A 26,226-nucleotide genomic window follows, 5' to 3' on the forward strand; every position below is an offset into this window, starting at 1 on the left:
ATTTGTTCCCATGTAAAATCATCTTAACTTGGGTCAATTCGATATGAAATTAATTCGAAATCAGGTGTATATGTAAATTGACCATAGATAATACCTTTTCCGTGAACAAGATAATCTAAAATATGATAATCACCTTTTGCCATCGGTAAGTTCTTTATCTCCTCAATTGGGTGCCATGCTAAAATTCCTTCGTCTGATTGCAATAACTGTAATCCGTCATACTCTGTTGCCATGAAGGAAAACATCATCCACTCTGATACGATTTTATCCTTATCGAATATATCAAAAGTAAATATTCCCTTTAATGTCGGTTGTTTTAGGAAAATTCCTGTTTCTTCCCGATATTCTCTAATTACTGATTCCCTAATGGATTCTCCTTGTTCCATTTTTCCACCTGGAGCTACCCACCAATTTCGCCGGGGTTTTTGCAATAGTAATACCTCATTGTCTTTCACCAATATACAATTCGTTACACGTTGCACTACACTCACCTCTTTATAGTTAGGCTGTTTTCGTATAAGTTGTTGTTGCACACCCATTTGGCCTACTATTTCATGTATTTGGAGACTAGCCTTTCCTTAAAAGAATATCACTCTGAAATGGGATGTGGAAATTTAAAACGTTTTCTGTTTAAGATACATCAAATTATAAGAAAAAAGCCTTAAATAAAAGAGTTAACGTCTTTTTATATTCATTTTATTATACTATTTATCTACCTTCCTAACAAATGTAAAAACATAAGAATGTATTGTTTAAATCAAAAAGGGCTACGTTATATTCAATTATTTACCCAATGCTTTGTATACAGCGTCAATTGATACATATAAATACTCAAAATCCAATTTGAAACCATAAAAAAAGCTCCAGGCAATCGCCTGGGCTTATCAAGGGTTCTTATTAAAAAGGGGGTCAATTTCATTTGTCTTAATCATACAGGATGAATGTTTCACAATGATTACAGGAAAATTAAAACAAAATTACTTTTATCAAATATCTCTTTAAAAGATTAAAGTACTACTGATATTTACTTAATGTTTAGCTTTTCTTTCAATTCCTCTATATAATGTTGAGCACTCTGGGCAGCAATACTTCCGTCACCAGTTGCAGTTACAATTTGGCGAAGTGTCTTCTCACGAACATCTCCAGCTGCAAAAATACCAGGAATTTTCGTTTCCATATCATCATTTGTTTCGATATACCCTGTTTCATTTACAATACCAAGACCTTCGAAAGGTTTTGTTAAAGGAACTAATCCAATGTAAATAAATACACCATCCGCTTTAAATTCCCTTTCACTGCCATCTTCGGTCGATACAAGGGTCACAGAGCCAACTTTTCCATCTTTTTCGTTAATTTCTTTCACCGTATGATTCCAAATAAAATCCACTTTTTCGTTTGCAAAAGCACGATCTTGCAAGATTTTTTGTGCTCTTAATTGATCGCGGCGATGAACAATCGTTACCTTACTAGCGAATCTTGTAAGATATACACCTTCTTCTACTGCAGAGTCTCCTCCACCAACAACCACTAATTCCTTGTTCTTGAAGAAAGCTCCATCACAAACCGCACAATAAGAAACACCGCGTCCGCCCAATTCTTTTTCACCTGGAACGCCAATTTTCTTATATTCGGCACCTGTAGCGATAATAATCGCTCTGGTTTTATATTCTTTAGAACCTGCTTTCAGTGTCTTATATTCTTCACCATCAACAATTTCTTTAATATCACCATAAGCATATTCAGCACCAAATTTTTTGGCATGCTCAAACATTTTATTGGAAAGCTCAGGTCCTAGTATACTGTCATATCCAGGATAATTTTCCACTTCCTCTGTATTCGCCATTTGTCCTCCAGGAACACCGCGCTCAATCATTAATGTAGATAAGTTTGCACGTGAAGCATACACAGCAGCTGTCATTCCAGCAGGACCAGCGCCAATTATGATGAGATCATATATTTTTTCATCCATATCTCAAACACTCCTTACAACACCCATATTTTACTTTATCTATTTCTTATCTATATTACTCTTTATTATCATTCCCGATATTGATTTTTATTAAAGATAAGCCATCACGGCATATATCTAAACTTCTGCTTTTCCAAACAATCCTAAATCGAGAATCATTATCTATATATTAAAAGAATGTTCTTTCTCCGTCCAAACATATGCTTACTGATAATATTGACGGATTGTTTTAATGTATTTCTGTAAGGTCGATGGTGAAATATGATAACGTCTTGAAATCTCTGATTGACTTATTTTCTCGTTTTGAAACTGGTTCCATACATAATCGACTGCTGCTGCGTAAGCATTCTGATTCGTAAAAGAAACTCCCTCTTTTAACCCATTAATAAATATGGAGAACCACATATGAAATAATCCTGTTGTTTGTGGATAAATAGGGTGATGATGTTCATATAATAAAGAGGCAACACCATGCCCTTTCCCAATGATTCCATCTGGATCAAATTGTTCTTTCATACCTGCATCCAATACGTTTGCCAGATATAATTTCTCGGTAATCGTAAATTCATCCAAGCTTTTAAAATCAGAGTGTGAAATAATTTCCTGTTTTCTATCCGTAACAGAAATGAGAAAAATCCCGAATAGCCGTTCTTCCAAATAATCGCTTCTCAATTTATTAAGGATGGATGTAACATGGTTTTCAAAACCAGCATCGGTTTGTTGATTATTATTCCAAGGCTCTGATCCCTCTTTTTCCGGGCTTAACTCCAATAATTGCTTCCAAGCAGATCGAGATGTTTGTTCATGACCAGTCGAATAGGCAACATGTGAGAGCCAGTAGTAAAAGCTTGCATCTCCCTCAAAGCCTTTTTTCTTTAATTTGTTTAACCAATAAAATGCCTTATGATGTTTTCCCAACAAAGCAAACGTAGCACCAAGCTTATACTGGTGTTCAATTAATAACGGCTGGATTTTTTCTAGACCGTCCAATAGTTCCTGAAGTTCTTCATCACGATGCTGATGAAATAAGAATACAGCCAAGTTACAAAGTGCATGGAGATTTCCCGGGTTTTTATCTAAAAGCTCCTTTAACACATTGGCAGCTTTCTCCATTTCGCCTAAATAAAAATAGCCAAGAGCTAAATTATTATAGGCTGACCAAAAATCCGGATACTTTTCAATCATTTCTTTTAAATTTTCAATAGCCATTTGAAAATTCCCAGATTCGAGAAGCTGTCTTGCCTTCTCCTGTTTCATAATTAGCTCATCCTGCATATATAAGGAATCCTCTAAATCTGTTTCTTCCGTATTAATGACATATATTAAGTCCTCTGCTTCTTCTGCAAATTCTCCATATGGATCTATTTCTAAATATTTATTGGCATGTTTATATGCTTCATGAAATAGTCCTAACTCAGCAAAGTTATTTGCCAAAAAATAATGGCATTCTGTCATATTGGGATCCAATTCCTCTAAAATACGGGTAAAAAGATCATTAGATAATTGAAACTCATCCAACTGCATACAAACCAGACCAAGCTGACAGGCAATCATCGGTTCATATGGTTCCAGCTGCATAGCACGCTGCAAATATTTCTTGGCTTTCTTTAAGTCATGTCGATGGTAAGCATTTATTCCTTTATTAAAATAATATTCTCCTGTAGGTATAAAGGACAGGACAACACCTTGCTCCTGCCTTAATTTTGAGTCTTTTGCCATGAAGGTCCCTCACAAATCTTCCAAAGTTAACGATAGCAGTTTTTCGTGTGAAAACAGAATGATTACGAAAAACTGCCATGACATTATTTATATCAATTTAAAAATTATACGACTAACACTATAACTACTGTAGTATACCATATAAAACTACAATGATTAACAGGCAAATAATAAAAGTAATACCATTGAATTGCCCATAACGGTCGCTTATAAAATGCATATCTAATAAAAGAAAAGCTTTCCGATTTACACAATGAAGGTACCTATATAACATAGATACCTTCCGTTCATTATTCTATTTCTTTTCTATATATCGGATCATTTGCCCGTCTTTCTTCTAATTGTTCCTTTGTATAAATGACTTTCATTGGGTTTCCGCCAACGAAAGAACCTGCCGGAACATCCTTATGTACTAATGTTCCCGCTGAAACAATCGCACCATCTCCAATGGTTACTCCTGGCAAAATGGTCGAATTGGCGCCAATCATCACTTCGTTGCCAATGCTTACATTTCCTAGCCTGTACTCCTTTATTAAATATTCATGAGCTAGTATCGTTGTGTTATAGCCTATCACGGTATTTTTTCCAACAGAAATTTTCTCCGGAAACATAACATCCAGCATAACCATTAATGCAAAAGATGTTTGGTTTCCGATCTCCATTCTTAAAAAGACTCGATACAGCCAATTTTTCAAACCCAAAATCGGAGTATATCTTGCTAATTGTATAACTAGGAAGTTTTTGACCACCTTCCAAAAAGGAACGGTTTTATATACATGCCATAAGGAATTTGCACCTGAAACCGGAAAACGTTCCGTTTTTCTCATTCATCTATCGCTCCCACGATTTTTAGCAGGTCACGCATATTATCTAGAATATAATCGGGTTCATAACTTTCAATATATGCTCTTCCCTTTGCAGACCATGCTACTCCTGCAGAGAATGTTCCTGCGTTTTTTGCTCCTAAAATATCGTGATAGTTATCTCCAATCATAATCGCTTCCTGTGGCGTAGAACCAAGTAACTTCAATGCTTTTTCGATTGGTTCAGGATGCGGCTTAACATTTTGAACATCATCGATAGCGATAATGATTTCAAAAAAACCGTCCAAATTTGTTAACTTTAGGCCCTTTCTTACTGTAGAGGAAGTTTTCGTAGATACAATCGCAAGCTTATAACCTTTTTCTTTAAGCGTTTTTACCGTCTCGTATACACCATCAAATTCTTTTACTAATAAATCATGATGTGCTAAATTATGCGTGCGATATCTCTCAATCATTTCATCCACCTTATCGACATCGATAGACGAGAAGGTTTCCTTTAAAGATGGCCCAATGAATGGGAGCACATCCTCTCTTGTGTATTTATCTGGATAATAATGATTTAATGTATGTAAAAAAGAAGCAATGATTAATTCATTTGTGTCAATTAATGTTCCATCTAAATCAAAAAGAATTGTCGTTATTTGTTTTTGCATCCTTCGCTACCCTTTCTACTGTCAAATACTGTTCATAAATAATGATAAATCTTTTTACAAAAAATGAAAAGAAACCGGTATGTACCAGTTTCTGTTTTACCCTTCAATGGTGCTTGGAGTACGTTTGGAGTAATCAATGCGATTCCATATAATTCCGACTATAAAGGTTAAAAGGATAGCCGTAACTAGTCTAATAAGTAAAAGATAGATAACAGGTATCCCGAGAGGAACAAAGATTAATGTGTCTTCAACAACTGCATGACATCCGCAAAGAAAAATGAAAGCTAGTGTAGCATCTTTCTTGCTAACACCGTCTTCTTTAACTGCTTGAATCATTACCCCAGCTCCATATGCTAAACCAAAAAATAATCCAGCTGCAAGGGTTGTAGAGGTGTTTTCTCTCATTCCCAATAATTTTGTCAACGGTGCCATCCAACGAGAGAATAGATGGAGTAACTTCAAGTCTTTTAAAATTTGAATACCAATCATCAATGGAATTACAATTTCCGCAAGCTTTATCACACCTAATGCAGCTTTTTCCAATCCATTTAACATAATCGCCCAAACTCCAACGATTTTCTCTTGTTCCGGTACGATTGTGCCAAAATGAACAGGCTGTTGACCGCCATGCCAGCATAAATTAATGATGACTGCGGAAAGAATAGCCAAACCAACTCGCACAAGTATCATCACCCAAATTTTTACCCCTACTTTAACAGCGACACTTGATTCAATAAATAAATTATGAGCGAAGCTTAGCATGACTGCAATAATGAATACCTCTTTAAGTGACAAGTCAACGGATAAAATACCTGCAATCCCTGCATATAAATTCAAAAAATTCCCTAATACAATTGGAATTGCTGCATCACCCGATAAGCCAATAAGCTTCATTAACGGTGTGACGATTTTTATAACCCAAGGTAATATTGGAGTAAATTGCAAAATGGTGATCACTAATGTAATAGGAAAAATAATTTTCCCTAATGTCCAAGTCGTTTTTAACCCTGCCCATAGTCCTATTTTTAGCGTTTGCAGCATTTCAGTAATTCTCCCCAAGGTTCTTGTTATATTGAAAACTTAGTTACAGGTGTTGCTTACAATACTTAAAAATGATTAGTTGGGACGAGGAACCGGACCCTTATCCCATTTCATGGTAGTGGATTGCAGAATAACCTGCTTTTCTTCTGAAGATCCATAAAATAATGGATACTACTACTAATGCGATCGAAATCATTTGAGCCATACGTAGATCACTAGTTAACATTAAACTGTCTGTTCTCATTCCTTCTATGAAGAATCTTCCTATCGAATACCAAATTAAATAACTTAAGAATAACTCTCCTCTGCGCAAATTTACTTTTCTTAAGCATATTAATAGGATAAAGCCAACCAAATCCCAAACAGATTCATATAAAAAAGTAGGATGATAATAATGACCATTAATATACATTTGATTAATAATAAAATCAGGTAAATGCAAATTCTCTAGGAACGTACGACTAACTTCTTTGCCGTGCGCCTCTTGGTTCATGAAATTGCCCCAGCGGCCAATTGCTTGACCTAAAATTAGGCTCGGTGCACAAATATCCGCCAGTTTCCAAAAGGACACGTTTTTTGCTTTGGAAAAAATAATAGCGGTCAAAACAGCTCCGATTAATCCACCATGAATGGCAATTCCACCATTCCATATCTTAATAATTTCACTCGGATGTACCGAATAATAACTCCATTCAAAAAGAACATAGTAAATACGCGCGCATATAATCGAGATAGGAATTGCCCAGATCATTAAATCAGCAAATAAATCTTTATCAATCCCTAGCTTTTCTCCTTCACGAATGGCTAAGTATAAACCAATGGCTATGCCGCATCCAATAATAATTCCATACCAATGTACTTCAAAGGACCCTAGATGTAGCGCTATTGGATTTAGTGGTTTAATATTATCCATATTCATTGCTCCTTTCCTTGGAAAGTTTATTTTTCGTCATTATCTCCATCTTCAATGACGTCCGCGAGTCTCTCTGTAAATTGCTGAGCAGCATTTACCCCCATTTTCTTCAAGCGATAATTCATTGCTGCTACTTCAATGATAATGGCTAAGTTTCTTCCCGGACGAACAGGGATAGTTAATTTTGGCAACTCTGTATCAATAATTTTTATCTTTTCTTCATCTAATCCTAGACGGTCATATTGTTTCATTTGATCCCATAGCTCTAAATTTACAACCATAGTGATGCGTTTATGGCTGCGAACCGCTCCCGCTCCAAAAAGTGTCATCACATTTATTATTCCGAGGCCACGAATCTCTAATAAATGCTCTATTAAATCTGGAGCATTCCCTATTAAAGAATCCGTATCTTCTTGACGAATCTCAACACAATCATCTGCAACAAGACGATGTCCCCTTTTTACTAGTTCCAAAGCTGCTTCACTTTTACCGACACCACTTTTACCAGTAATTAGAACTCCGACTCCGTAAATATCAACAAGGACACCATGAACCGCAGTTGTTGGTGCTAACTTAAATTCTAAGTAGTTTGTTAAATGGCTTGAAAACCGTGTTGTTTTCATATTTGTACGCATAACTGGAACAGAATATTCATTTGAGGCTTCTATTAATTCTTCTGGTATATCCAACCCTCGAGAAATAATAATTCCTGGTGTTAAATCGCTGCAGAGCTGCTCCAAGCGATGCTTCCTTTCATCCTGATCCAAGCGTGAACTGAAGGTAATCTCCGTCATTCCTAACAGCTGAATTCGATCTGCAGGATAGTAATTAAAAAATCCTGCCATCTCCAAACCTGGACGTGAAATATCACTTGTCGTAATAGGGCGATGGATGCCTTCTTCCCCACTAATTAATTCTAAATTAAACTTTTTAATAATGTCCTCAACACGAACCTTCGCCAAAGTATTATCCTCCTTGCATTCAATCTGCATTAGTATACAGACAAGCAATAAACAAAATTCTCCTACTATATGAGTAAAGCTTTCTTTATTGTAGCATTACAATGTAGCGGAAGACTAGCCTTTAACTTTACAAATGTCCAACATAGGTACCGAAATTATGCATCAAAGCATATGATAAAAGTAGACAATCTGTATATTCAATAAACCTAAGGAGGAGAGTGAATTGAAAATAATGCTAGATGCTGGTCATGGTCCTAATACAGTTGGAAAGAGAAGCCCTGACAACTTTAAAGAATTTGAATTCAATCACAAAGTAGCGGAATATACGAAAGAACTTTTGAATGATTATAAAGGGGTTACCGTATATTTTGCCCATTCAAAGCAAGAAGATATCCCATTAAAAAAACGGTCAGACAAAGCAAACAAATTAAAAGTAGATTGTTATATTTCTATCCACGCTAACGCATATGGCACTACCTGGAACGATGCAAATGGCATTGAAACTTATGTATATGTAACAAAACCAAAGGAAGCCGTGGATTTAGCGGAAAAAGTCCAAAAAAATCTGGTGATTGAAACAGGTCTAAGGAATCGAGGTATAAAAACAGCTGATTTTCATGTTTTACGTGAAACAGAAATGACCGCCATTCTTTGTGAATGCGGATTTTATACTAATAAAAAAGAAGCTTCCTTATTAAAATCGAAAACCTACCAGAAAACATGTGCGGAAGCGATAGTAAAAGGTATCGTAGACCAATACCATTTAAAGAAGATTACCTCGCCAACAAAAAATCCTGTTAAGAAAAAAATATACCGTGTTCAGATCGGAGCTTTTGAGAACAAAGAAAATGCACAAGCATTAATAAAGGAATTAAAGGAAAAAGGATATAATCCGATTTTAGTAGAATGATGGAAATATATTACATAATATGTACCCTTTTAAAGTAATACATCCAAATGTGACCTGACTACTTTAATAAGATAACCTCTGTATGGAACAGGGGTTACTTTTTTCTCCAGTGCATTTGATAGCGCTCATGGGAATCAAAATCTGAATTAATAAAAAAATCATGATGAATTTAAACTATATGAAAAAGAAAAAAGGTTTTATTATCACCTACCTGGACATAAAATATACAAGCTTATATTTGTTTAGTTTAGTGCTTTAGTGCTTAGTTTTAAACCTTACAGCCCTATTGTCCAGTCAAATCTGCCGAAATGAATTTAGGAAACAAATACAGCTTTTTCATGCGTGGGAGGTTGGGATTGGTGGTGCTATCTAGGTATGTTATATAGATAGGTTTTCTATCCAAATAATCTTGTGCTTAGTGCATTTAGCTAATCTTTTTATCTTACATATTGAAAACAATTTAAAACGTGGTTGGGGAGTGTATATGTTCTTATTTTTTGAAAAGTCGGTGTTAATCATGGCTATTTTAAGGATGATTTCCGGGAGTATTGAGGTATTTGCAGCCATTCTTATATTAAAATTGAACGATGCCGAAAAAGCGCTTATTGTTAACAGTTCATTAGCCTTAGTCGGACCTAGTATTTTAATTCTTACGACTGCCGTGGGGTTAATCGGTATTTCCGAGAAATTATCTTTACTGAAAATCTCTTTAATTTTTAGCGGAGTCATCTTATTACTAATTGGAATAAAAGTAAAATAAAAAACACTTAATTATTTATTTTCCGCCTTATATTCACGATACACCGCCAACATTAATTACAACCACCCCCTATAAGGTCTATTCCTGCCAAATTTGTTTAGTAGGGGAGAAAAACCTCTTGATTGGGGTTTTTCTTTTACAAATTATGTACAAGTATCCCATGTATTTAGGAGTGATTCAATGAATCTTGGTGTTCTAATTAGTTATATTTTCTTAGGATTAACACTTGCCGCTCCAATTGGCCCAGTAAATTCTGCAAGGCTTGATAAAGGCATAAAAAATGGTTTTTGGCATGCATGGAGTGTCGGAGCAGGCTCATTGATAGCAGATGGTTGTTTTATGTTATTGGTTTATTTAGGCTTTGTTGAGTTTTTGGGAATTTCATTAATTCAAGTTTTTCTTTGGCTTTTTGGGGCATTTGTACTCATTTACACTGGTATTGAGAGCATTGTTAAAGTGAAAAACATAAACTTAAATCATACGAGGGGAAAAGAACCGATACATAGATGTTTTTTTATTGGATTTTTTATGTCTATCACTAGCCCACTGTCCATTTTGTTTTGGATTGGTATTTATGGTTCCGTTTTAGCAAAAACTGCCGCAACTTACGGGTCAGAAGCGCTTATTCTATACAGCAGTATGATTTTTCTCGGATTAACCATATGGGACATTTTTATTGCAGCCTTAACAAGTGGGTTTAGAAGGTTTTTAAATGTCAGGACACTAAAAATTATATCGGTGGTTTCAGGTACCTCTTTGATTGTATTTGGATTATATTTTGGAGTTCAAGGAATGAAGGTTTTAGCAGGATGGACATAAAGTTTTTACTTTTTGTATTTCATCTCTGTGTTTGTACAAACAAAAAACTGCGTATTAAGAAGGTTATTAATATGGAATCGAGAAATAACAGAAAAACAAAAGTACTACGTATTCCGCTGAGAATAGTGATTGTCAAAAACGAACCCTATAGAGTAGTACATTTTCGAGGTGTCTACCCTATAGAGTACATTTTAAAATTGACTAGTCATATTTTCCTTTATTTAAGATAGTATTTTGCAAAATAATATTGGTAACAGACATAATAACTGCCATTAAGAATGCCATCCCAAAGCTATGGATTTCAAAGCTTTCCCCCATAAGCTTATCTGTTATTAATAACGTGATGGCATTAATGACTATAAGAAATATTCCTAATGTCAAAATTGTTATTGGCAGAGTTAATATAATCAAAATAGGACGTACCAATACATTCAAAATTGATAATACGAAGCTTGCCGCCACTGCAGCTCCAAAACTTGATACTTCGAAGCTGTGGAAAAAACCTGCTATTGCTACGAATAGTATTGCATTGATGAAAATACTTATTAACCACCTCATTAAAACGAAACCTCATCCTTCCTATAGTACAGCTTCTTTTTTCTCCACTTTTTTAATATTAACAGAGCCAGTTTTAGTGTCTGCAAATACTCTTGTTAATTCTTCGGTTTCACCAGATTTCTTGAAGCTTATTTGTTTTTGTGCTATATCCTTCTTTTCTGATATGGTTTCTACATCATCTAACTCAATTTTTATACTTCCAAAGTTAGATTTACATTCCCCCTCCACACCACATCCATCAGGAAGGAAGAGATTAATATTCCCTGTTACAGCTTTTACATGAACAGTATCAGCTTGATTTTTTAAAGTGCAGTGAACATTGCCATTAAATGATTGCAAGTCAACGATATGATAGGAGCCGACAACATCTATTTGACCATTCATGGTTTCAGCAGCAAGTCTTTTTGCTTTACTATTTTGAATAGTAATTTTGCCATTTGCTGTTTCGGCCTCCAATTTATCTGTTATCATATCATGTAAAGAAATTTTGCCGTTTGCTGTTTTTGTTTTAAAATCCTGGACATCTAATTTTTCAGCAGTTATTCTTCCATTAAAGGTACGAATAATCGCCTTTTCATACGTGCTTCTTGGAACATAAACGACAGTATCAACTTTCATCCATTTCGATTGAGTAGAAAAGCGCAATCGTTTATTTTCTACCGAAAAATAGCTGTTTTCAATAAAAAAGCTGCGGGCATCATCACGTTGATCTTTTCTATATACCTTCGCTTGACATTCCACACGTGTATCAGGTTGATCCCAAGGTTTTATTTCGACATGACCATTTGCAACATCAATGTCAATCTGAGTGAATTCTGCTTCTGGTTGTTGAAATACATGTGGAAATTCAACTGATTGATTAAAGGGGAATTCAAACTCTTTAATTTTTTTCACCGCGGAATTAACAAAGTCTAAAATTTTCTCGCGAGTTGCATTGAATTGAAATCCTTCTTCTGCATCCTCTTTATTAGCATGGTTATCTTGATCATGATTACCCTTCGCGGCTGAATCAATTTCATGTTTTATATCGTGTACATTTTCGTCTTTTCGTTTATTTTCATTATCCAAAGCTTCTAATAAGGTTAATGCTTCCTCTGTCGAAAGTTTTCCGTCCTTCACTAGATCTAAAATACGCTTTCTTTCCATTTGCATCTTTAGCTCCTCCTTTATGATTATTAAGATCCTCTAAAGATGGATTTGTACATAAATTTTTTAACAAGGCTCTTTTATTAAGCTTTGCTGCTTTTGTAAAAGAAATCCCCAATCCCTCTTCAATCGCCTTAAGAAAGAAAAGGCGCCCTACACTGAGTCTAACTTGAAATTTATAACGGTTACGAAAAGCAACAATTAATACGAAAACAGCCATTATTATTACCTATTTCTATTTTCGCATAACCCTTCCTTTTCTTCCTCCGTCTTAGGATGGAATTATTTTCGTTTTATAGACGAAAAAAACCTAAAAATATATGTAGACATACATTTTTAGGTTTTAGCATTGGATATCTTGTATTCACTACTTCTCTTTTCCATTACTTTCTCCCTATACTCTTTTCTCTCTATTTCTGACATTGCTTTATAATCCTTAAGAAATTTTTCGTATTTTGGAACAACCTCTGAAACTTCTCCAAAGGACTTTACCTCTCCATACTCAATCCACAATGCCTTTTCACAGAAATTTTTAATTTGTCTAAGGGAATGGCTAATGAAAAAAATCGTTTTACCCTTTTCTTTAAATTCATTCATTTTAGCTTCACATTTATCCGCAAATATTTTGTCTCCAACAGATAACGCTTCATCAATAATTAAAATGTCTGGATTTATATTTACCGAAATTGCAAATCCCAAACGAGATTTCATTCCACTTGAATAATTCTTTACAGGTTGATCGATAAATTTTCCAATTTCGGAAAACTCTATTATCTCAGGCTCTAATTTTTTTATTTGCCTTTTGTTAAAGCCAAGCATCAAACATTTTAGTTCAATATTCTCTCTCCCTGTTAACTGATTATCCAATCCAGAGTTGATTGCGATTAAGGCTACATCGCCATTAATTTCAATACTGCCTGAAGTGGGAGGAATAATGCCAGATATGATATTAGAAAGCGTAGACTTCCCAGAGCCATTAACACCTATAATACCAATTACATCGCCTTTTTCCGCTTCAAAACTTATATTTCTTAAAGCGTAGAAATCCTCCCCATATCCTTTAGGCATTACAATATCCAGCAATTTATCTGAGGTTCTGCTGTACATTTTATATTTTTTCGCAACATTACGGAGTATTACTGTTTTATTCACATATCTCACATCCGTATTATAAAAAGTCAACAAATCGATTTCTGAATTTCACATGTAATACTGAACCGATAAATAGAAGGACCAGAATAACAGCCCAAAAATAAAGAGTGTAATGCCAATGACTTACTAAATACCATTTTTGGCTAAGTAACGAGTTTCTATACCCTTCGATGATGTAATAGATAGGATTTAATTTTAATATACCTTGATATTTTGCTAATATTCCTGTTGTTGGAGCCCACAATATCGGTGCTAAGTAGATCATCATTCTCATAATCGCTGTAACAATCATATTTACATCCCTAACTATCGTAGCCAGTGTAGACGTTATGAGTGAAATCGAGAAAGTAAGAACTATTGCGGCAAACATATAATATGGTAATTCTATATAATGAATGGAGATTGTAAATCCATAAAAATGTAATATTACCATAATCACAACTAATAACATTAAATGCTGGTAAAACTTCGCGATTATTACATAAGATGGTATCACACTCAATGGAAAGCTCATTTTGGCAACCATTTTAATTCGTGAATAAATCGCTTTAGTACCTTGTGTAATAGCCGGATTAATGAAAAACCAAGCAACAATTCCCGCTATCATCCAAGGAAAATAGGCAATGTCCCCCTCACCTTTTCTACCAGTAATACCAACACCAAACACAATCCAATATACACCAATTTGGATCATCGGATTGATTACTTCCCACAAAATCCCTAAATAATTATTTTTATTAGCACTTTTCACTTCATAAGCTGAGAGTCTGCTTATAAGGTAGATGCTTTTAAATTGCTCCTTAATTACAGTAAAAACAGATTTCATGTAATAGTCCTTTCTTAGAAACCAAAAGAAACTTATAATAAAGTTAATATTCTTCCCTATTTGTACATATATTTATAAAAAAAATTGGAGGCTTTTTAAATTATTTATACCCATTATTTACAGTAAATAAATCCTTCTTGATTTTTGTAGTCGATATTCCTACCGTTCTCGGTAAATATACAACTTCACAATAGTCCTTTAGAAAGTCAAACTTTCCTTTCCAATCATCCCCCATAACAAAAATGTCCACATTATGGTTAACGACATCGGATATTTTTTGATCCCAATTATTTTCCGGAATGACCTCATCCACGTACCGAATGGATTCCAGAATAAATTTACGATTTTCGTAACTATGATAAGCTTCTTTATTTTTTATTTTATTGAACTCGTCAGTGGATAAAGCAACAATTAAATAATCTCCAAGTTCCTTTGCTCGTTTTAGTAAATTTATATGTCCCCAATGAAGTAAATCAAAGGTTCCGTATGTTATAACTTTTTTCATTCTAAACCTCTCCCTTATTGCAGGTATTTTAAGTGGATGATTCGAGCAAGATAACAATGGTCTTTACACAAAATAAACACATCCAATATTATAATCGAAAACACACTACTTTCAAATACAATAAATGTTACTTTCTTAAAACTGGACCCACACTCCCCTTGGTTATTCTTATCTTTCATTAAGTAGAAGGGGTTTATACAGTGCAAGGATAATAATAAACTAGCCGGGATATTGCATTTTTTCCCTTTGTTCCTTTTTTTGAATAAATGGTGACAAATAATGGATTAATTGCTGACTTGACTGCCCAGTTGAGTATTTATTCCACATATCAGAAAAAGCTTCAATTTCCTCTAGATTAAAGGAATTATTCCTTATTTGATCTATTATTTCTGTTGTCGTCAAAGCTAATGGCCCAGGAATCATCTCTTTATAATCAAACCACACCCCTCTTTCATGAATGTATTCTTCCAAATCATATGCAAAAAAAATCATGGGTCTTTTTAATAAAGAATATTCAAACGGAATAGATGAATAATCGGTAATTAGTATATCAGTGATCATTAATATTTCATTCACATCAACATAATCGGAAAAGTCAAAAACAAAGTCTTGATTTATGTCTCTGATGTCCAATTCATTTCTGATTGCTGGGTGCAATCGTAGTAAGATTACATAGTCCTTACCCAATTTTTCTTTCATTAAATCTAAATCTAACCTTAATTCGAAAGAATCCAAACTCTCATCTCTGAAAGTTGGAGCGTACAATATTCTTTTTTTATTTTTTAAATAAGGAAATTTATTTAATATGTTTGTAACAATCAACTGTTTATTTTGCTCATTAAAAAATATATCGGTTCTGGGAATACCAACTCGTAAAATTTGACTTGCCGATAAATCAAATGCTTCCTGGAAGATCTGCCCCATTATATCTGAACCAACTATTACTTCAGAAAATCTCTTATAAACATTTTTAAAACGTTTAATATCTTTTCTATTTCGGTCTTTTATGGAATGATCTTTTAATCCAAACTTTTTAAATGCACCAGCTGCATGCCAAACTTGAATACATTTTACATTCTTTTTAAAGTTTACAACAGATAAAAATGCGTAATAATTGTCGATTATCACCGTACGGGACGTTGCTATATGATAAATCGATAAGATTATGTTAATTAAATTTAACGTTTCAAATTTAATGGACACAGCATCTTTAAACTTTAGATTGTATTTGCATGATCTTGAATATAAAAAAACAGTATCGCATTGTATTTGCTGACGTTTCATTTCTTCGTAGAGAAAAAGTGAATTGTCACCAAAAGAAACAATAAAAGTGATTTTGTTTTTCAGAGGAAAAATGCTCATTATTAAAAACAAATATCTATATGTCGTTAAATAAAGCCAAATTGCGACTTCTTTAATCAATCTTTTCAAAATATCACCAGCCAAATTCATAGCTTTTTTTCTTTTTTTCGTCACTTATATAATTATATCATTATTTTTTTAACAAAACGTGACTCTATGGTTACAATATGTTTTCTCAAATTTTTTATTTTATTTATTGCCATAAAGTATATTTGAAATAATAGATTTTTGCACTTATAATAATCCCTAGATTTAATGGCGTTATTGTATAATTTATAAATAGAAAGGTAATGGAATAAATTATGAGTTTACTCACCAAGATAAAGAGGCATAGGATAGTTACTCAAATCTATAAAAGGGCATTTAAGCTTGCCTCCTATTTACCTGTAAAAAAAAATCTGATAGTTTTTGAAAGTTACTCTGGTAAGCAATATAGTTGCAATCCTAGAGCTATTTATGAATATTTGAAGCAAAATCACTTACAATACGAAATGCTTTGGAGCGTGGACAAGAACTTCGAGGAAACTTTTAAAAAGGAAAACATTCCTTATGTTAAAAGATTTTCTATTAGATGGTTAATGAGTATGGCTAGAGCACAATATTGGGTCAATAATGCAAGACTTCCTTTATGGATACCAAAACCTAACCATACTACTTACTTGCAAACTTGGCACGGAACACCGTTAAAGAAACTGGCAGAAGATATGGATGAGGTATATATACCTGGTACAAATACCGAATTGTATAAAAAAAATTTTAGAACAGCCACAAGTAAATGGGATTACCTTATATCACCTAACAGATATTCAACAGAAATCTTCAAAAGAGCCTTTAATTTTAATAAGACTGTTATCGAATCCGGGTATCCTAGAAATGATTTTTTATATAATCACCGTGATTCTGAAACAATACAAAAAATTAAAGAGAAATGTGATATACCTTTGGATAAGAAGGTTATTCTTTATGCCCCAACTTGGCGGGATGATAATTACTACAGTAAAGGTAAATATAAATTTGATATAAATTTGGATTTAAATAAATTAAAAGATCAATTTGGTAATGATTATGTTATTATTTTAAGAATGCATTACTTGGTAGCTGAACAATTTGATTTGTCATCGTTTAAGGGTTTTGCATTTGATTTATCCAATCATGAAGATATACGAGAGTTATATTTAATTTCAGATTTACTGATTACAGACTATTCATCTGTTTTTTTTGATTATGCAAATTTAAAAAGACCAATTTTGTTCTATGTATACGACATCGAACATTACCGTGACAATTTAAGAGGATTTTACTTTGATTTTGAGAAGGAAGCACCTGGACCTCTTTTAACAACCACTGATGAAGTAATTCAAGCAATCAAAGATGTAGAGCAATGTAACTTCCAGGTCAACGAATTATTTCAATCCTTCTATAATAAATTCTGTTACTTAGAAAATGGAAATTCTTCTAAAAAAGTAGTTGAAAATTTGTTCCATGATAAAACAAATTAACATCAAGCAATAAGACGATTTTTTAACTACTGGAAGGCGGTCAATAATAATGTTCTCTTTTTTTAAAAAACGTAAAGGAACTGTTCTTAAAAATATCCTTAAAATAAAACAGTCTGATAACTTACTACTAATTGAAGGTGAAATCTCTAAACCAAATTATTTCGTCGAGGGTTTATGGCTTTTATCTAGAGATGGAACAAATACATTACAGCTATCTGATATTAAACCGTCTCAATTATTTTCTTTCAAGGTTGATTTTAATGATATTCAGCGTTCCATATTACCCTCTTCACCAGAGATCTATGATTTTTACTTAAAAATAAGTACGCACAGCTACTTACTAACTCCGGATGAATTAGAGAAACTGGAGAAGCGTAAAGGCTTTAAGAAATTAAACCAACAAGATAACGATATTGAATATTTCATACGGCTTGGACGTTTCAAGGAGACTACATTAAGCGCTGTAAGCTGGTATAAGAATGCTGAAAATTTCAGCACCTTATTTATAACAAAAAAAGGCAATATTTCATTAGCGCATAATGTAGAAATAAACGTTAAACCAAGGTTACAAATTGAAAAAGTTAAATCAAAGAAAAATGAGATTCATTTAGGAGGAAGAATTTTTTCTTCTCATCTCAAAATAGAGTCAGGAAAATTATTGCTTAAAGGAAGAACCACTAAAAAGGAAATGTTTGCGCCTGTTACCTTTCACGACCTCCGTGAAGAAACAAGGCAAAAATACGGTCTTAACAGATATACTTATAAATCCGACCTACAATTACAAAATATTAATAATGGAAAACTTTTGGAAGAAGATATATATGATATATTTCTCGTATTAAAATTTTCGAATAGTGACGAAGAAAAAATTGTCCGTGTGGGAAGACCAACATTCAAAACCAAACTTTTCACTAAACAAGCAGTCGCTTTTAATAATGGTGAAGTAACTATTGTTAACCCTTATTATACTTTTAAACAGTATAATCTCTCGTTAGAAGTTTTTGAATTTGATCATGATACTTATTCCTATATGACAAAAGTCTTACGATGGTCCTGGTTACTTAGAAGATTAAATCGAAAAAAAGATATTTGGCTAGTGGGTGAAAGATCGTACAAAGCTCAGGATACAGGTTACCACTTTTTTAAATTTATGAGAGAGTCTCACCCAGATAAAAATGTATATTATGTTATTGACAAGAACTCTCCTGAATATCGTAATGTTGAACCATTAGGTAATGTTTTGCATTTTAAATCAAAAGACCATATTTGGAATACTTTAATGGCTACAAAAATTGTTTCTTCTCATCATGCAGATTATCTATATCCTACTCGAACACCGAGATTTATTAAGGCAGTAAAAGCAACAAAAATTTTCTTGCAACATGGTGTAATGGGTACAAAAAATATGATTGCTAATTACGGAAAAAAATCTCGTGGTTTTAATACAGATGTATTCTTAGTTAGTTCTGATTTTGAGAAAGATATGATTGTAAATGATTTTGAATACGATCCAAGTGATGTTTTTGTTACTGGGTTATCGAGATTTGATTCCTTATTAAATAATGATACTGAAATAAAAAGACAATTACTGATTATTCCAACGTGGAGAGATTGGATCGGAAGTAATATGGATTTCACCGAAACAGAATACTTCCAACGCTATCATGATCTCGTTCATAGTGATGAATTGCACTCACTGGCTAAAAGGTACGGCTTTGAAATTATTTTCTGTTTACATCCCAATATGCAAATGTATACCAACTATTTTAAAGACGCTCCGGTTAGAGTTATTAGCCAAGGTGAAGTGAATGTACAGACACTTTTAAAAGAAAGTGCAATGATGATTACCGATTATTCGAGTGTAGCATTTGACTTTAGTTTTCTTCATAAGCCAATAATATACTATCAATTTGATAGAAGTCGTTTTATTGGAAAAAGACCATCTCACTTGGACTTAGATAATGATTTACCTGGTGATATTGTTTATAATCAAGAAACTTTGCTAGAAATATTAACACAGTATGCCGAAAATGATTTCAAAATGAAATCAGATAATTTAATCCGATCTAATAAGTTTTTAAAATATAGAGATTGTCATGCTAACGAAAGAATTTATGATGTAATAACATCATATAAACGCCAGCATAGTCGAATTCAAGAATTTTTTGATGGAGAGCTTGGAAGTGCTTTATACAGGAAGTTTAGAAAAAGTAGATATTATTTTCCAATCATGAAATCCTTCTATAAAGTTTCAAAAACTATTTTACCTGTTGATAAAAAGCTAATATTAATTGAAAGCTCTTTAGGTAAACAATACGCGGATAGCCCACGTTATATTTATGAAGAGATTCTAAAAAGAAATTTAAATTACAGGATTGTTTGGGTATGCAATCGCAGTAATGTTCGGTTTCCAGACATCAATACGCGAAAAATAACAAGATTAAGTCCTGAATATTACTATTACCTTGCTAGGGCTAAATATTGGATTAATAACCAGAATTTCCCTACCTATATTTCAAAAAGAAAAGAAACAACCTATATTCAAACTTGGCATGGAACGCCGCTAAAAAAAATGTTATACGATATTGAGACTATACATGGAAGAGACGAAGACTATTTAAAACGTGTTTCTTTCGCAACAAGACAATGGGATTATCTACTTTCCCCTAGTGAGTATGCAACAAATGCGTTTAAAAGTGCGTTTCGTTATAAAGGCAATATACTAGAATTGGGCTATCCAAGAAATGATCTTTTTTATAAAAAAGACGTACAAGATATTACCACAAAGGTGAAAAACAGATTAAATATTCCTAAGGATAAAAAGGTAATCTTATATGCCCCAACATTTAGGGATAATCAAAAAGAAAAAAATAAATTTGTCTTTGACTTAAATCTTGATTTAAACGAATTACATGAACATCTAAAAGATGAATATGTTTTACTCTTAAGGATGCATATTGTTGTTAATAATAAATTAGTTATTCCAGAGGAATATAACGATTTTATTTACAATGTATCAAGTTATCCTGAAATTCAAGAACTATACTTAATCTCCGATGTATTAATAACAGACTATTCTTCCGTAATGTTTGATTTTGCACATACAGGAAGACCAATACTTTATTATACTTACGATCTTGAAGATTATAGAGATAACTTAAGAGGATTTTATATGGACTTTGTTTCAGAAGCCCCTGGGCCATTTTTAAAAACAACGTCCGATATAATATCTTCAATGAAAAAAATTGAAGGTATTGAGACGGAATTCAAAGAAAAATATGATGCATTTAGGGATAAATATTGCGGCTTTAGAGATGCTGATTCCTCCAAAAGAATTGTTGACTATTTTTTTAATAGATAGGTTTTCTCCACAAACTACCACAATAAATAAAAAGATGATCTCTGGATTGATTGACAGAGATCATCTTTTTTCGATTTTATTGAGTCTCAAATGTTTCCGCATTCGTATGTTAGACAACTCTAATACACAAGGTATAACGAATCACCAGATAGCGAAGTACATTACCTCTATCGAGCAAATTCTTCTATTTCCTTCATTTTTCTACTCATTCTATCTTTATCCCGTTCCAATATTGGTTTTAAATATTTTCCAGTGTAGGATTCTTGAACCTCTGCGATTTTTTCCGGTGTGCCGGTTGCAACAATGGTTCCTCCGTTCGATCCACCTTCTGGACCAAGATCGACAATATAATCCACTGTTTTGATAACATCTAAATTATGTTCAATAACAAGTACCGTATCACCATTCTCTACTAATCGCTGCAAGACATCGAGCAGTCTAGCAATATCATCTACATGGAGACCGGTTGTAGGTTCGTCCAATATATAAAATGACTTACCTGTAGAACGACGGTGCAGCTCAGATGCAAGCTTTACCCTTTGTGCCTCTCCTCCTGATAAAGTGGTGGCTGGCTGACCGAGTTTAATATAACCTAATCCAACATCTGCAATGGTTTGTAATTTCCTTTTAATTTTCGGGATGTTTTCAAAAAATTCAAGTGCATCCTCCACGGTCATATCTAATACTTCCGCAATACTTTTGCCTTTGTATTTTACCTCTAATGTTTCGCGATTATATCTCTTTCCATGGCAAACCTCGCATGGTACATAAACATCAGGGAGAAAATGCATTTCAATTTTGATAATCCCGTCACCTCTGCAAGCCTCACAGCGCCCACCTTTTACATTAAAACTGAAGCGGCCCTTTTTGTATCCGCGAATTTTTGCTTCGTTAGTAGCAGCAAAGACATCTCGTATATCATCAAATACACCCGTATAGGTAGCAGGATTGGAACGCGGTGTTCTTCCTATCGGTGATTGATCAATGTCAATGACCTTTTCCAAATACTCAATTCCTTTAATATCTTTATGCTCACCAGGTTTGCTTTTGGCACGATTAAGCTTTTGTGCAAGTGTCTTATACAGAATTTCATTTATAAGGGTACTTTTGCCGGATCCAGATACACCTGTAACTGCAATAAAAGTTCCAAGCGGAAATTTTACATTTATACCTTTTAAGTTGTTTTCTTTTGCACCCTTAATTTCAATATAGCGTCCATCAGGTTTTCTTCTTTCATGTGGAAGTGGAATGAACTTTTTTCCTGATAAATATTGACCTGTCAGTGACTTTGGATCATTCATTACATGCTCAGGTGAACCGGCAGATATGACTTCTCCACCATGAATTCCAGCACCGGGACCAATGTCAATAAGGTAATCAGCTGCAAGCATTGTATCTTCATCATGTTCGACAACGATGAGCGTATTCCCAATATCACGCATATTTTTCAAGGTAGAAATAAGGCGGTCATTGTCCCGTTGATGCAACCCAATAGAAGGTTCATCGAGAATATAAAGTACACCAGTTAATCGGGAACCGATTTGGGTTGCAAGACGGATTCTTTGGGCTTCCCCTCCAGAAAGAGTTCCAGCAGCTCGGCTTAACGTTAAATATTCCAACCCGACATTCACAAGAAATCCTAGTCTTTCCTTAATTTCACGGAGTATCAGATTAGCAATTTTCCTTTCTTTTTCTGTAAGCTCTAGAGTATTAAAAAAATGATCAGCATTTTCGATTGAAAGCTCCGTTACTTCCCCAATATGTTTATGATTAATCTTAACAGCCAGTGTCTCTTCCTTAAGACGATACCCTTTACATTTTGGACATGCTTGTGTGGCCATATATTTTTCCATTTGTTCTCGAATATAATCGGAGCTTGTTTCTTTATATCGGCGTTCAACATTCGGGATAACACCTTCAAACTGAATGTTTCCTTCCCGTATTTGACCGAAATCATTCTCATACCGGAAATAGATAGATTCATCCCCAGAACCATATAAGATTTTATCCATTTGATGCTTTGGTATGTCTTTCACAGGTATATCCATGTCAATTCCAAAATGGTTGCATACCGCTTCCAGCAACTGCGGATAATATTGAGAACTAACAGGTTCCCATGGTGCAATGGCATGCTCCTTTAAAGAAAGTTCCCAATTTGGAATGACAAGTTCAACATCTACTTCTAGCTTTGTTCCTAATCCATCGCATTCAGGACAAGCTCCAAATGGGCTATTAAAGGAAAACATGCGCGGCTCCATTTTATCAATCGAAAAACCACAAAATGGACAAGCAAGATGTTCGCTAAAGAGCAGTTCTTCTTCCCCAATAATATCAATAATGACTTTTCCATCAGCAAGACGTAACGCTGTTTCCAAGGAATCTGCCAGCCGGGCTTCTACTCCCTCTTTTACAACGATTCGATCAATTACTACTTCAATGGAATGCTTTTTATTTTTCTCAAGAATAATATCTTCCCCAAGATCAAGTAAATCTCCATCCACTCTTACTCTGACATAGCCTTGCTTTTTGATATCCTCCAATACCTTTACATGAGCTCCCTTTCTCCCGGATACAATAGGTGAGAGCACTTGGAGCTTTGTTCTTTCTGGATATTCCATGATTCTATCAACCATTTGCTCAACCGTTTGCGAGGTAATCTCAATCCCATGATTCGGACAGATCGGCCTTCCGACGCGAGCAAATAAAAGGCGTAAATAATCATATATTTCCGTAACAGTTCCAACTGTTGACCGAGGGTTGCGACTTGTTGTTTTCTGATCAATAGAGATAGCGGGAGATAAGCCTTCAATTGCATCCACATCAGGCTTATCCATTTGTCCTAAAAACTGCCTTGCATAGGCAGATAAAGATTCCACATAACGTCTTTGTCCTTCCGCATAAATCGTATCGAAAGCAAGAGATGATTTTCCTGATCCAGAAAGTCCTGTAACTACGACAAGTTGGTCACGCGGTATCTCCACATTAATATTTTTTAAATTATGGGCCCTTGCTCCCTGTACAATAATTTTATCTTTTGCCATAAAGGGCATCATCCTTCCGCTTTCAATTCTAAAAGTGTATCACGAAGTTGGGCTGCCCGTTCGAAATCAAGCGCCTTTGCTGCCTCTTTCATTTCTTTTTCGAGACTTGCTATTAAATCTTCTCTTTCCTGTTTTGTTAGCTTTCTTGATTTTTCTTTAGGAGTATATTCCTCTTGCTCCTCGGCAGCATGGGTGGCACGGATTACATCATGAATATCCTTTTGAATTGTTTTAGGTGTAATACCATGTTTCTTATTGTATTCCTCTTGAACCAAACGTCTTCGTTTTGTTTCTTCAATCGCTTTTTGCATAGAATCTGTCATTCGATCTGCATACATAATCACTTGACCATTTGCGTTTCGAGCGGCACGGCCAATCGTCTGAATAAGAGAGCGCTCAGATCGTAAAAATCCTTCTTTATCTGCATCGAGAATGGCTACTAGTGAAACTTCAGGTATATCCAATCCCTCTCGAAGAAGATTAATTCCTACAAGTACATCGTATTTTCCGAGACGAAGATCGCGGATGACTTCAATTCTTTCCAATGTTTTTACTTCAGAGTGCAGATATTGTACTTTGATGCCCACTTCTTTCAAATAATCTGTTAAGTCTTCTGCCATTTTTTTCGTTAGCGTTGTAACAAGAACTCGTTCATTTTGTTTCACACGTTCATTAATCTCACCTAAAAGATCATCAATTTGTCCTTCAATTGGGCGTACATCGATGGTAGGATCAAGCAAGCCTGTTGGTCTGATAATTTGCTCCACCATTTCAGGTGAATGCTCTAACTCATAAGGCCCAGGAGTTGCGGAAACGAATACTATTTGATTGACATGATCTTCAAATTCAGAAAACGTAAGTGGTCGGTTATCTAATGCTGAAGGTAAACGGAACCCATGGTCTACCAAGACTTGCTTCCGTGCCTGGTCTCCATTGTACATTCCGCGTATTTGCGGAAGTGTCACATGTGACTCGTCTACTACAATCAGCATATCTTTTGGAAAATAGTCTAATAAAGTATATGGTGTTGAGCCTGGAGGGCGCAGAGTTAAATGTCTTGAGTAGTTCTCAATTCCAGAACAAAATCCCATTTCTCGCATGATTTCAAGATCATATCTGGTACGTTGTTCAAGTCTCTGTGCTTCCAACAGCTTATTGTTTTCACGTAATACCTTTAAGCGCTCTTCCAGTTCTTTTTCGATATTTTCAATAGCAACTCGCATTTTCTCTTCACGCGTAACGAAGTGAGAAGCTGGGAAAATCGCGACATGATCCCTATCACCAATAATTTCACCCGTTAAAGCATCCACTTCACGGATCCGGTCGATTTCATCACCGAAGAATTCTATACGCATACAATGTTCGTCACGGGAAGCGGGGAAGATTTCGACTACATCTCCCCTGACTCGGAAGGTTCCGCGCTGAAAGTCGATATCGTTTCTTGCATATTGAATATCAACAAGCTTTCGGAGTAATTGATTCCGTTCTATTTCCATTCCGGTCCTTAGGGAAAGCACCATTTCCCGATATTCCTCTGGAGAACCTAAACCATAAATACAAGATACACTGGCAATGATGACAACATCATTTCTTTCAAATAAAGAAGATGTAGCAGAATGCCGCAATTTATCTATTTCATCATTCACGCTGGAATCTTTTTCGATGTATGTGTCTGTTTGCGGCACATATGCTTCTGGCTGATAATAATCGTAGTAACTGACAAAGTATTCAACGGCATTATTAGGAAAAAATTCTTTAAACTCACTATATAATTGACCGGCAAGGGTTTTATTGTGTGCAATGATTAATGTAGGCCGGTTAATTTCTTTAATTACATTGGAAATTGTAAAAGTTTTTCCAGTACCAGTAGCCCCCAGTAATGTCTGATACCTTTTGCCAGAACGAATTCCTTCGACAATTTTTTGGATTGCTTTCGGCTGATCTCCTTGGGGTTGATACTTGGAAATAAGCTCAAATTGACCGTTCATGCTTTAACCTCCCATCTTTCTAGAAATATAGCTTTTTATCTTGTTCCATTTATCCTCATAATCCTTATTCTACCACAAACCTAAAATGTTTAACCACTAAAAAGCGAACAAATTTTCGGTTTTTTATACTTATTCATAGCTGTATTTATTTGTACAGAACTTTTTGACATAGACGCTCACAGCAGTGCGAATGGGTTTTATTCAACCTAATAATAAAG

At 34.5% G+C, this 26,226-nt stretch carries 20 protein-coding genes and 1 pseudogene; 5 read left to right on the forward strand and 16 right to left on the reverse strand.

Annotated features, from left to right (window positions below):
- Positions 1-23: 23 nt before the first annotated feature.
- The 8 genes from CWO92_RS03495 to hprK form a co-directional block, all read right to left on the reverse strand.
- On the reverse strand, positions 24-482 hold the full coding sequence (locus tag CWO92_RS03495; RefSeq protein ID WP_101352818.1) for an NUDIX hydrolase: 459 nt from the start codon (positions 480-482) through the stop codon (positions 24-26).
- 542 nt (positions 483-1,024) lie between these two features.
- Positions 1,025-1,969 carry a thioredoxin-disulfide reductase gene (gene trxB / locus CWO92_RS03500; RefSeq protein WP_101352819.1) on the reverse strand — a complete coding sequence of 315 codons (945 nt, stop codon included), beginning with the start codon at positions 1,967-1,969 and terminating at the stop codon, positions 1,025-1,027.
- A gap of 204 nt (positions 1,970-2,173) precedes the next feature.
- Positions 2,174-3,688 carry a tetratricopeptide repeat protein gene (locus CWO92_RS03505; RefSeq protein WP_101352820.1) on the reverse strand — a complete coding sequence of 505 codons (1,515 nt, stop codon included), beginning with the start codon at positions 3,686-3,688 and terminating at the stop codon, positions 2,174-2,176.
- Positions 3,689-3,978: 290 nt separating this feature from the next.
- Positions 3,979-4,515: an acyltransferase gene (locus CWO92_RS03510; protein ID WP_101352821.1), complete on the reverse strand. Its 537-nt coding sequence runs from the start codon at positions 4,513-4,515 to the stop codon at positions 3,979-3,981.
- Entirely contained in the window at positions 4,512-5,165 is a 654-nt protein-coding gene (gene ppaX, locus CWO92_RS03515) for a pyrophosphatase PpaX (protein ID WP_101352822.1), read from the reverse strand. Before ppaX ends, CWO92_RS03510 begins: the two co-directional genes overlap by 4 nt.
- Before the next feature lie 96 nt (positions 5,166-5,261).
- Positions 5,262-6,206, reverse strand: coding sequence for a nucleoside recognition domain-containing protein (locus tag CWO92_RS03520; RefSeq protein WP_101352823.1), 945 nt, complete (start codon positions 6,204-6,206; stop codon positions 5,262-5,264).
- Positions 6,207-6,306: 100 nt separating this feature from the next.
- Positions 6,307-7,119 carry a prolipoprotein diacylglyceryl transferase gene (gene lgt / locus CWO92_RS03525; RefSeq protein WP_101352824.1) on the reverse strand — a complete coding sequence of 271 codons (813 nt, stop codon included), beginning with the start codon at positions 7,117-7,119 and terminating at the stop codon, positions 6,307-6,309.
- Between the two features lie 26 nt (positions 7,120-7,145).
- Positions 7,146-8,081 carry an HPr(Ser) kinase/phosphatase gene (gene hprK, locus CWO92_RS03530; RefSeq protein ID WP_101352825.1) on the reverse strand — a complete coding sequence of 312 codons (936 nt, stop codon included), beginning with the start codon at positions 8,079-8,081 and terminating at the stop codon, positions 7,146-7,148.
- 232 nt (positions 8,082-8,313) lie between these two features.
- Between hprK and CWO92_RS03535 the strand changes: the two genes are divergently transcribed.
- The 3 genes from CWO92_RS03535 to CWO92_RS03545 all read left to right on the forward strand — a co-directional run bounded on the left by CWO92_RS03535 (position 8,314) and on the right by CWO92_RS03545 (position 10,570).
- A complete protein-coding gene (locus CWO92_RS03535; RefSeq protein ID WP_233269981.1) occupies positions 8,314-8,991 on the forward strand; it encodes an N-acetylmuramoyl-L-alanine amidase in 678 nt (225 codons plus the stop codon).
- Positions 8,992-9,475: 484 nt separating this feature from the next.
- Positions 9,476-9,751 carry a YqhV family protein gene (locus CWO92_RS03540; protein WP_101352827.1) on the forward strand — a complete coding sequence of 92 codons (276 nt, stop codon included), beginning with the start codon at positions 9,476-9,478 and terminating at the stop codon, positions 9,749-9,751.
- A gap of 180 nt (positions 9,752-9,931) precedes the next feature.
- Entirely contained in the window at positions 9,932-10,570 is a 639-nt protein-coding gene (locus CWO92_RS03545; RefSeq protein WP_101352828.1) for a LysE family transporter, read from the forward strand.
- Between the two features lie 201 nt (positions 10,571-10,771).
- Here the strand turns inward: CWO92_RS03545 and CWO92_RS03550 are convergent, their stop codons facing one another.
- The 6 genes from CWO92_RS03550 to CWO92_RS03575 form a co-directional block, all read right to left on the reverse strand.
- Positions 10,772-11,128: a phage holin family protein gene (locus tag CWO92_RS03550; RefSeq protein WP_101352829.1), complete on the reverse strand. Its 357-nt coding sequence runs from the start codon at positions 11,126-11,128 to the stop codon at positions 10,772-10,774.
- Between the two features lie 21 nt (positions 11,129-11,149).
- Positions 11,150-12,280, reverse strand: coding sequence for a DUF4097 family beta strand repeat-containing protein (locus CWO92_RS03555; RefSeq protein ID WP_101352830.1), 1,131 nt, complete (start codon positions 12,278-12,280; stop codon positions 11,150-11,152).
- A 330-nt stretch (positions 12,281-12,610) separates the two neighbouring features.
- The gene (gene tagH, locus CWO92_RS03560) at positions 12,611-13,426 is read right to left on the reverse strand and encodes a teichoic acids export ABC transporter ATP-binding subunit TagH (RefSeq protein WP_101353106.1); all 816 of its coding nucleotides are present in this window, start codon (positions 13,424-13,426) and stop codon (positions 12,611-12,613) included.
- Positions 13,427-13,442: 16 nt separating this feature from the next.
- Entirely contained in the window at positions 13,443-14,252 is an 810-nt protein-coding gene (locus tag CWO92_RS03565) for an ABC transporter permease (RefSeq protein ID WP_101352831.1), read from the reverse strand.
- A gap of 100 nt (positions 14,253-14,352) precedes the next feature.
- Positions 14,353-14,757: a glycerol-3-phosphate cytidylyltransferase gene (tagD, locus tag CWO92_RS03570; RefSeq protein ID WP_101352832.1), complete on the reverse strand. Its 405-nt coding sequence runs from the start codon at positions 14,755-14,757 to the stop codon at positions 14,353-14,355.
- Between the two features lie 219 nt (positions 14,758-14,976).
- The gene (locus CWO92_RS03575; RefSeq protein WP_235851553.1) at positions 14,977-16,209 is read right to left on the reverse strand and encodes a CDP-glycerol glycerophosphotransferase family protein; all 1,233 of its coding nucleotides are present in this window, start codon (positions 16,207-16,209) and stop codon (positions 14,977-14,979) included.
- 218 nt (positions 16,210-16,427) lie between these two features.
- Here CWO92_RS03575 and CWO92_RS03580 point away from each other — a divergent pair.
- Positions 16,428-17,618, forward strand: a pseudogene (locus tag CWO92_RS03580) (CDP-glycerol glycerophosphotransferase family protein); the annotation flags it as partial.
- Positions 17,619-17,667: 49 nt separating this feature from the next.
- Positions 17,668-20,979, forward strand: a complete 3,312-nt coding sequence (locus tag CWO92_RS03585) for a CDP-glycerol glycerophosphotransferase family protein (RefSeq protein WP_101352834.1) — start codon at positions 17,668-17,670, stop codon at positions 20,977-20,979.
- 167 nt (positions 20,980-21,146) lie between these two features.
- On the opposite strand, the gene uvrA is transcribed toward CWO92_RS03585, so the two are convergent.
- Together uvrA and uvrB are read right to left on the reverse strand one after the other, a co-directional pair.
- Positions 21,147-24,020 carry an excinuclease ABC subunit UvrA gene (gene uvrA / locus CWO92_RS03590; protein WP_101352835.1) on the reverse strand — a complete coding sequence of 958 codons (2,874 nt, stop codon included), beginning with the start codon at positions 24,018-24,020 and terminating at the stop codon, positions 21,147-21,149.
- An 8-nt stretch (positions 24,021-24,028) separates the two neighbouring features.
- A complete protein-coding gene (gene uvrB / locus CWO92_RS03595; RefSeq protein WP_101352836.1) occupies positions 24,029-26,008 on the reverse strand; it encodes an excinuclease ABC subunit UvrB in 1,980 nt (659 codons plus the stop codon).
- Positions 26,009-26,226 lie beyond the last annotated feature (218 nt).

Origin of the sequence: Heyndrickxia camelliae (assembly GCF_002844575.1) — a bacterium.
GTDB lineage: Bacteria > Bacillota > Bacilli > Bacillales > Bacillaceae_C > Margalitia > Margalitia camelliae.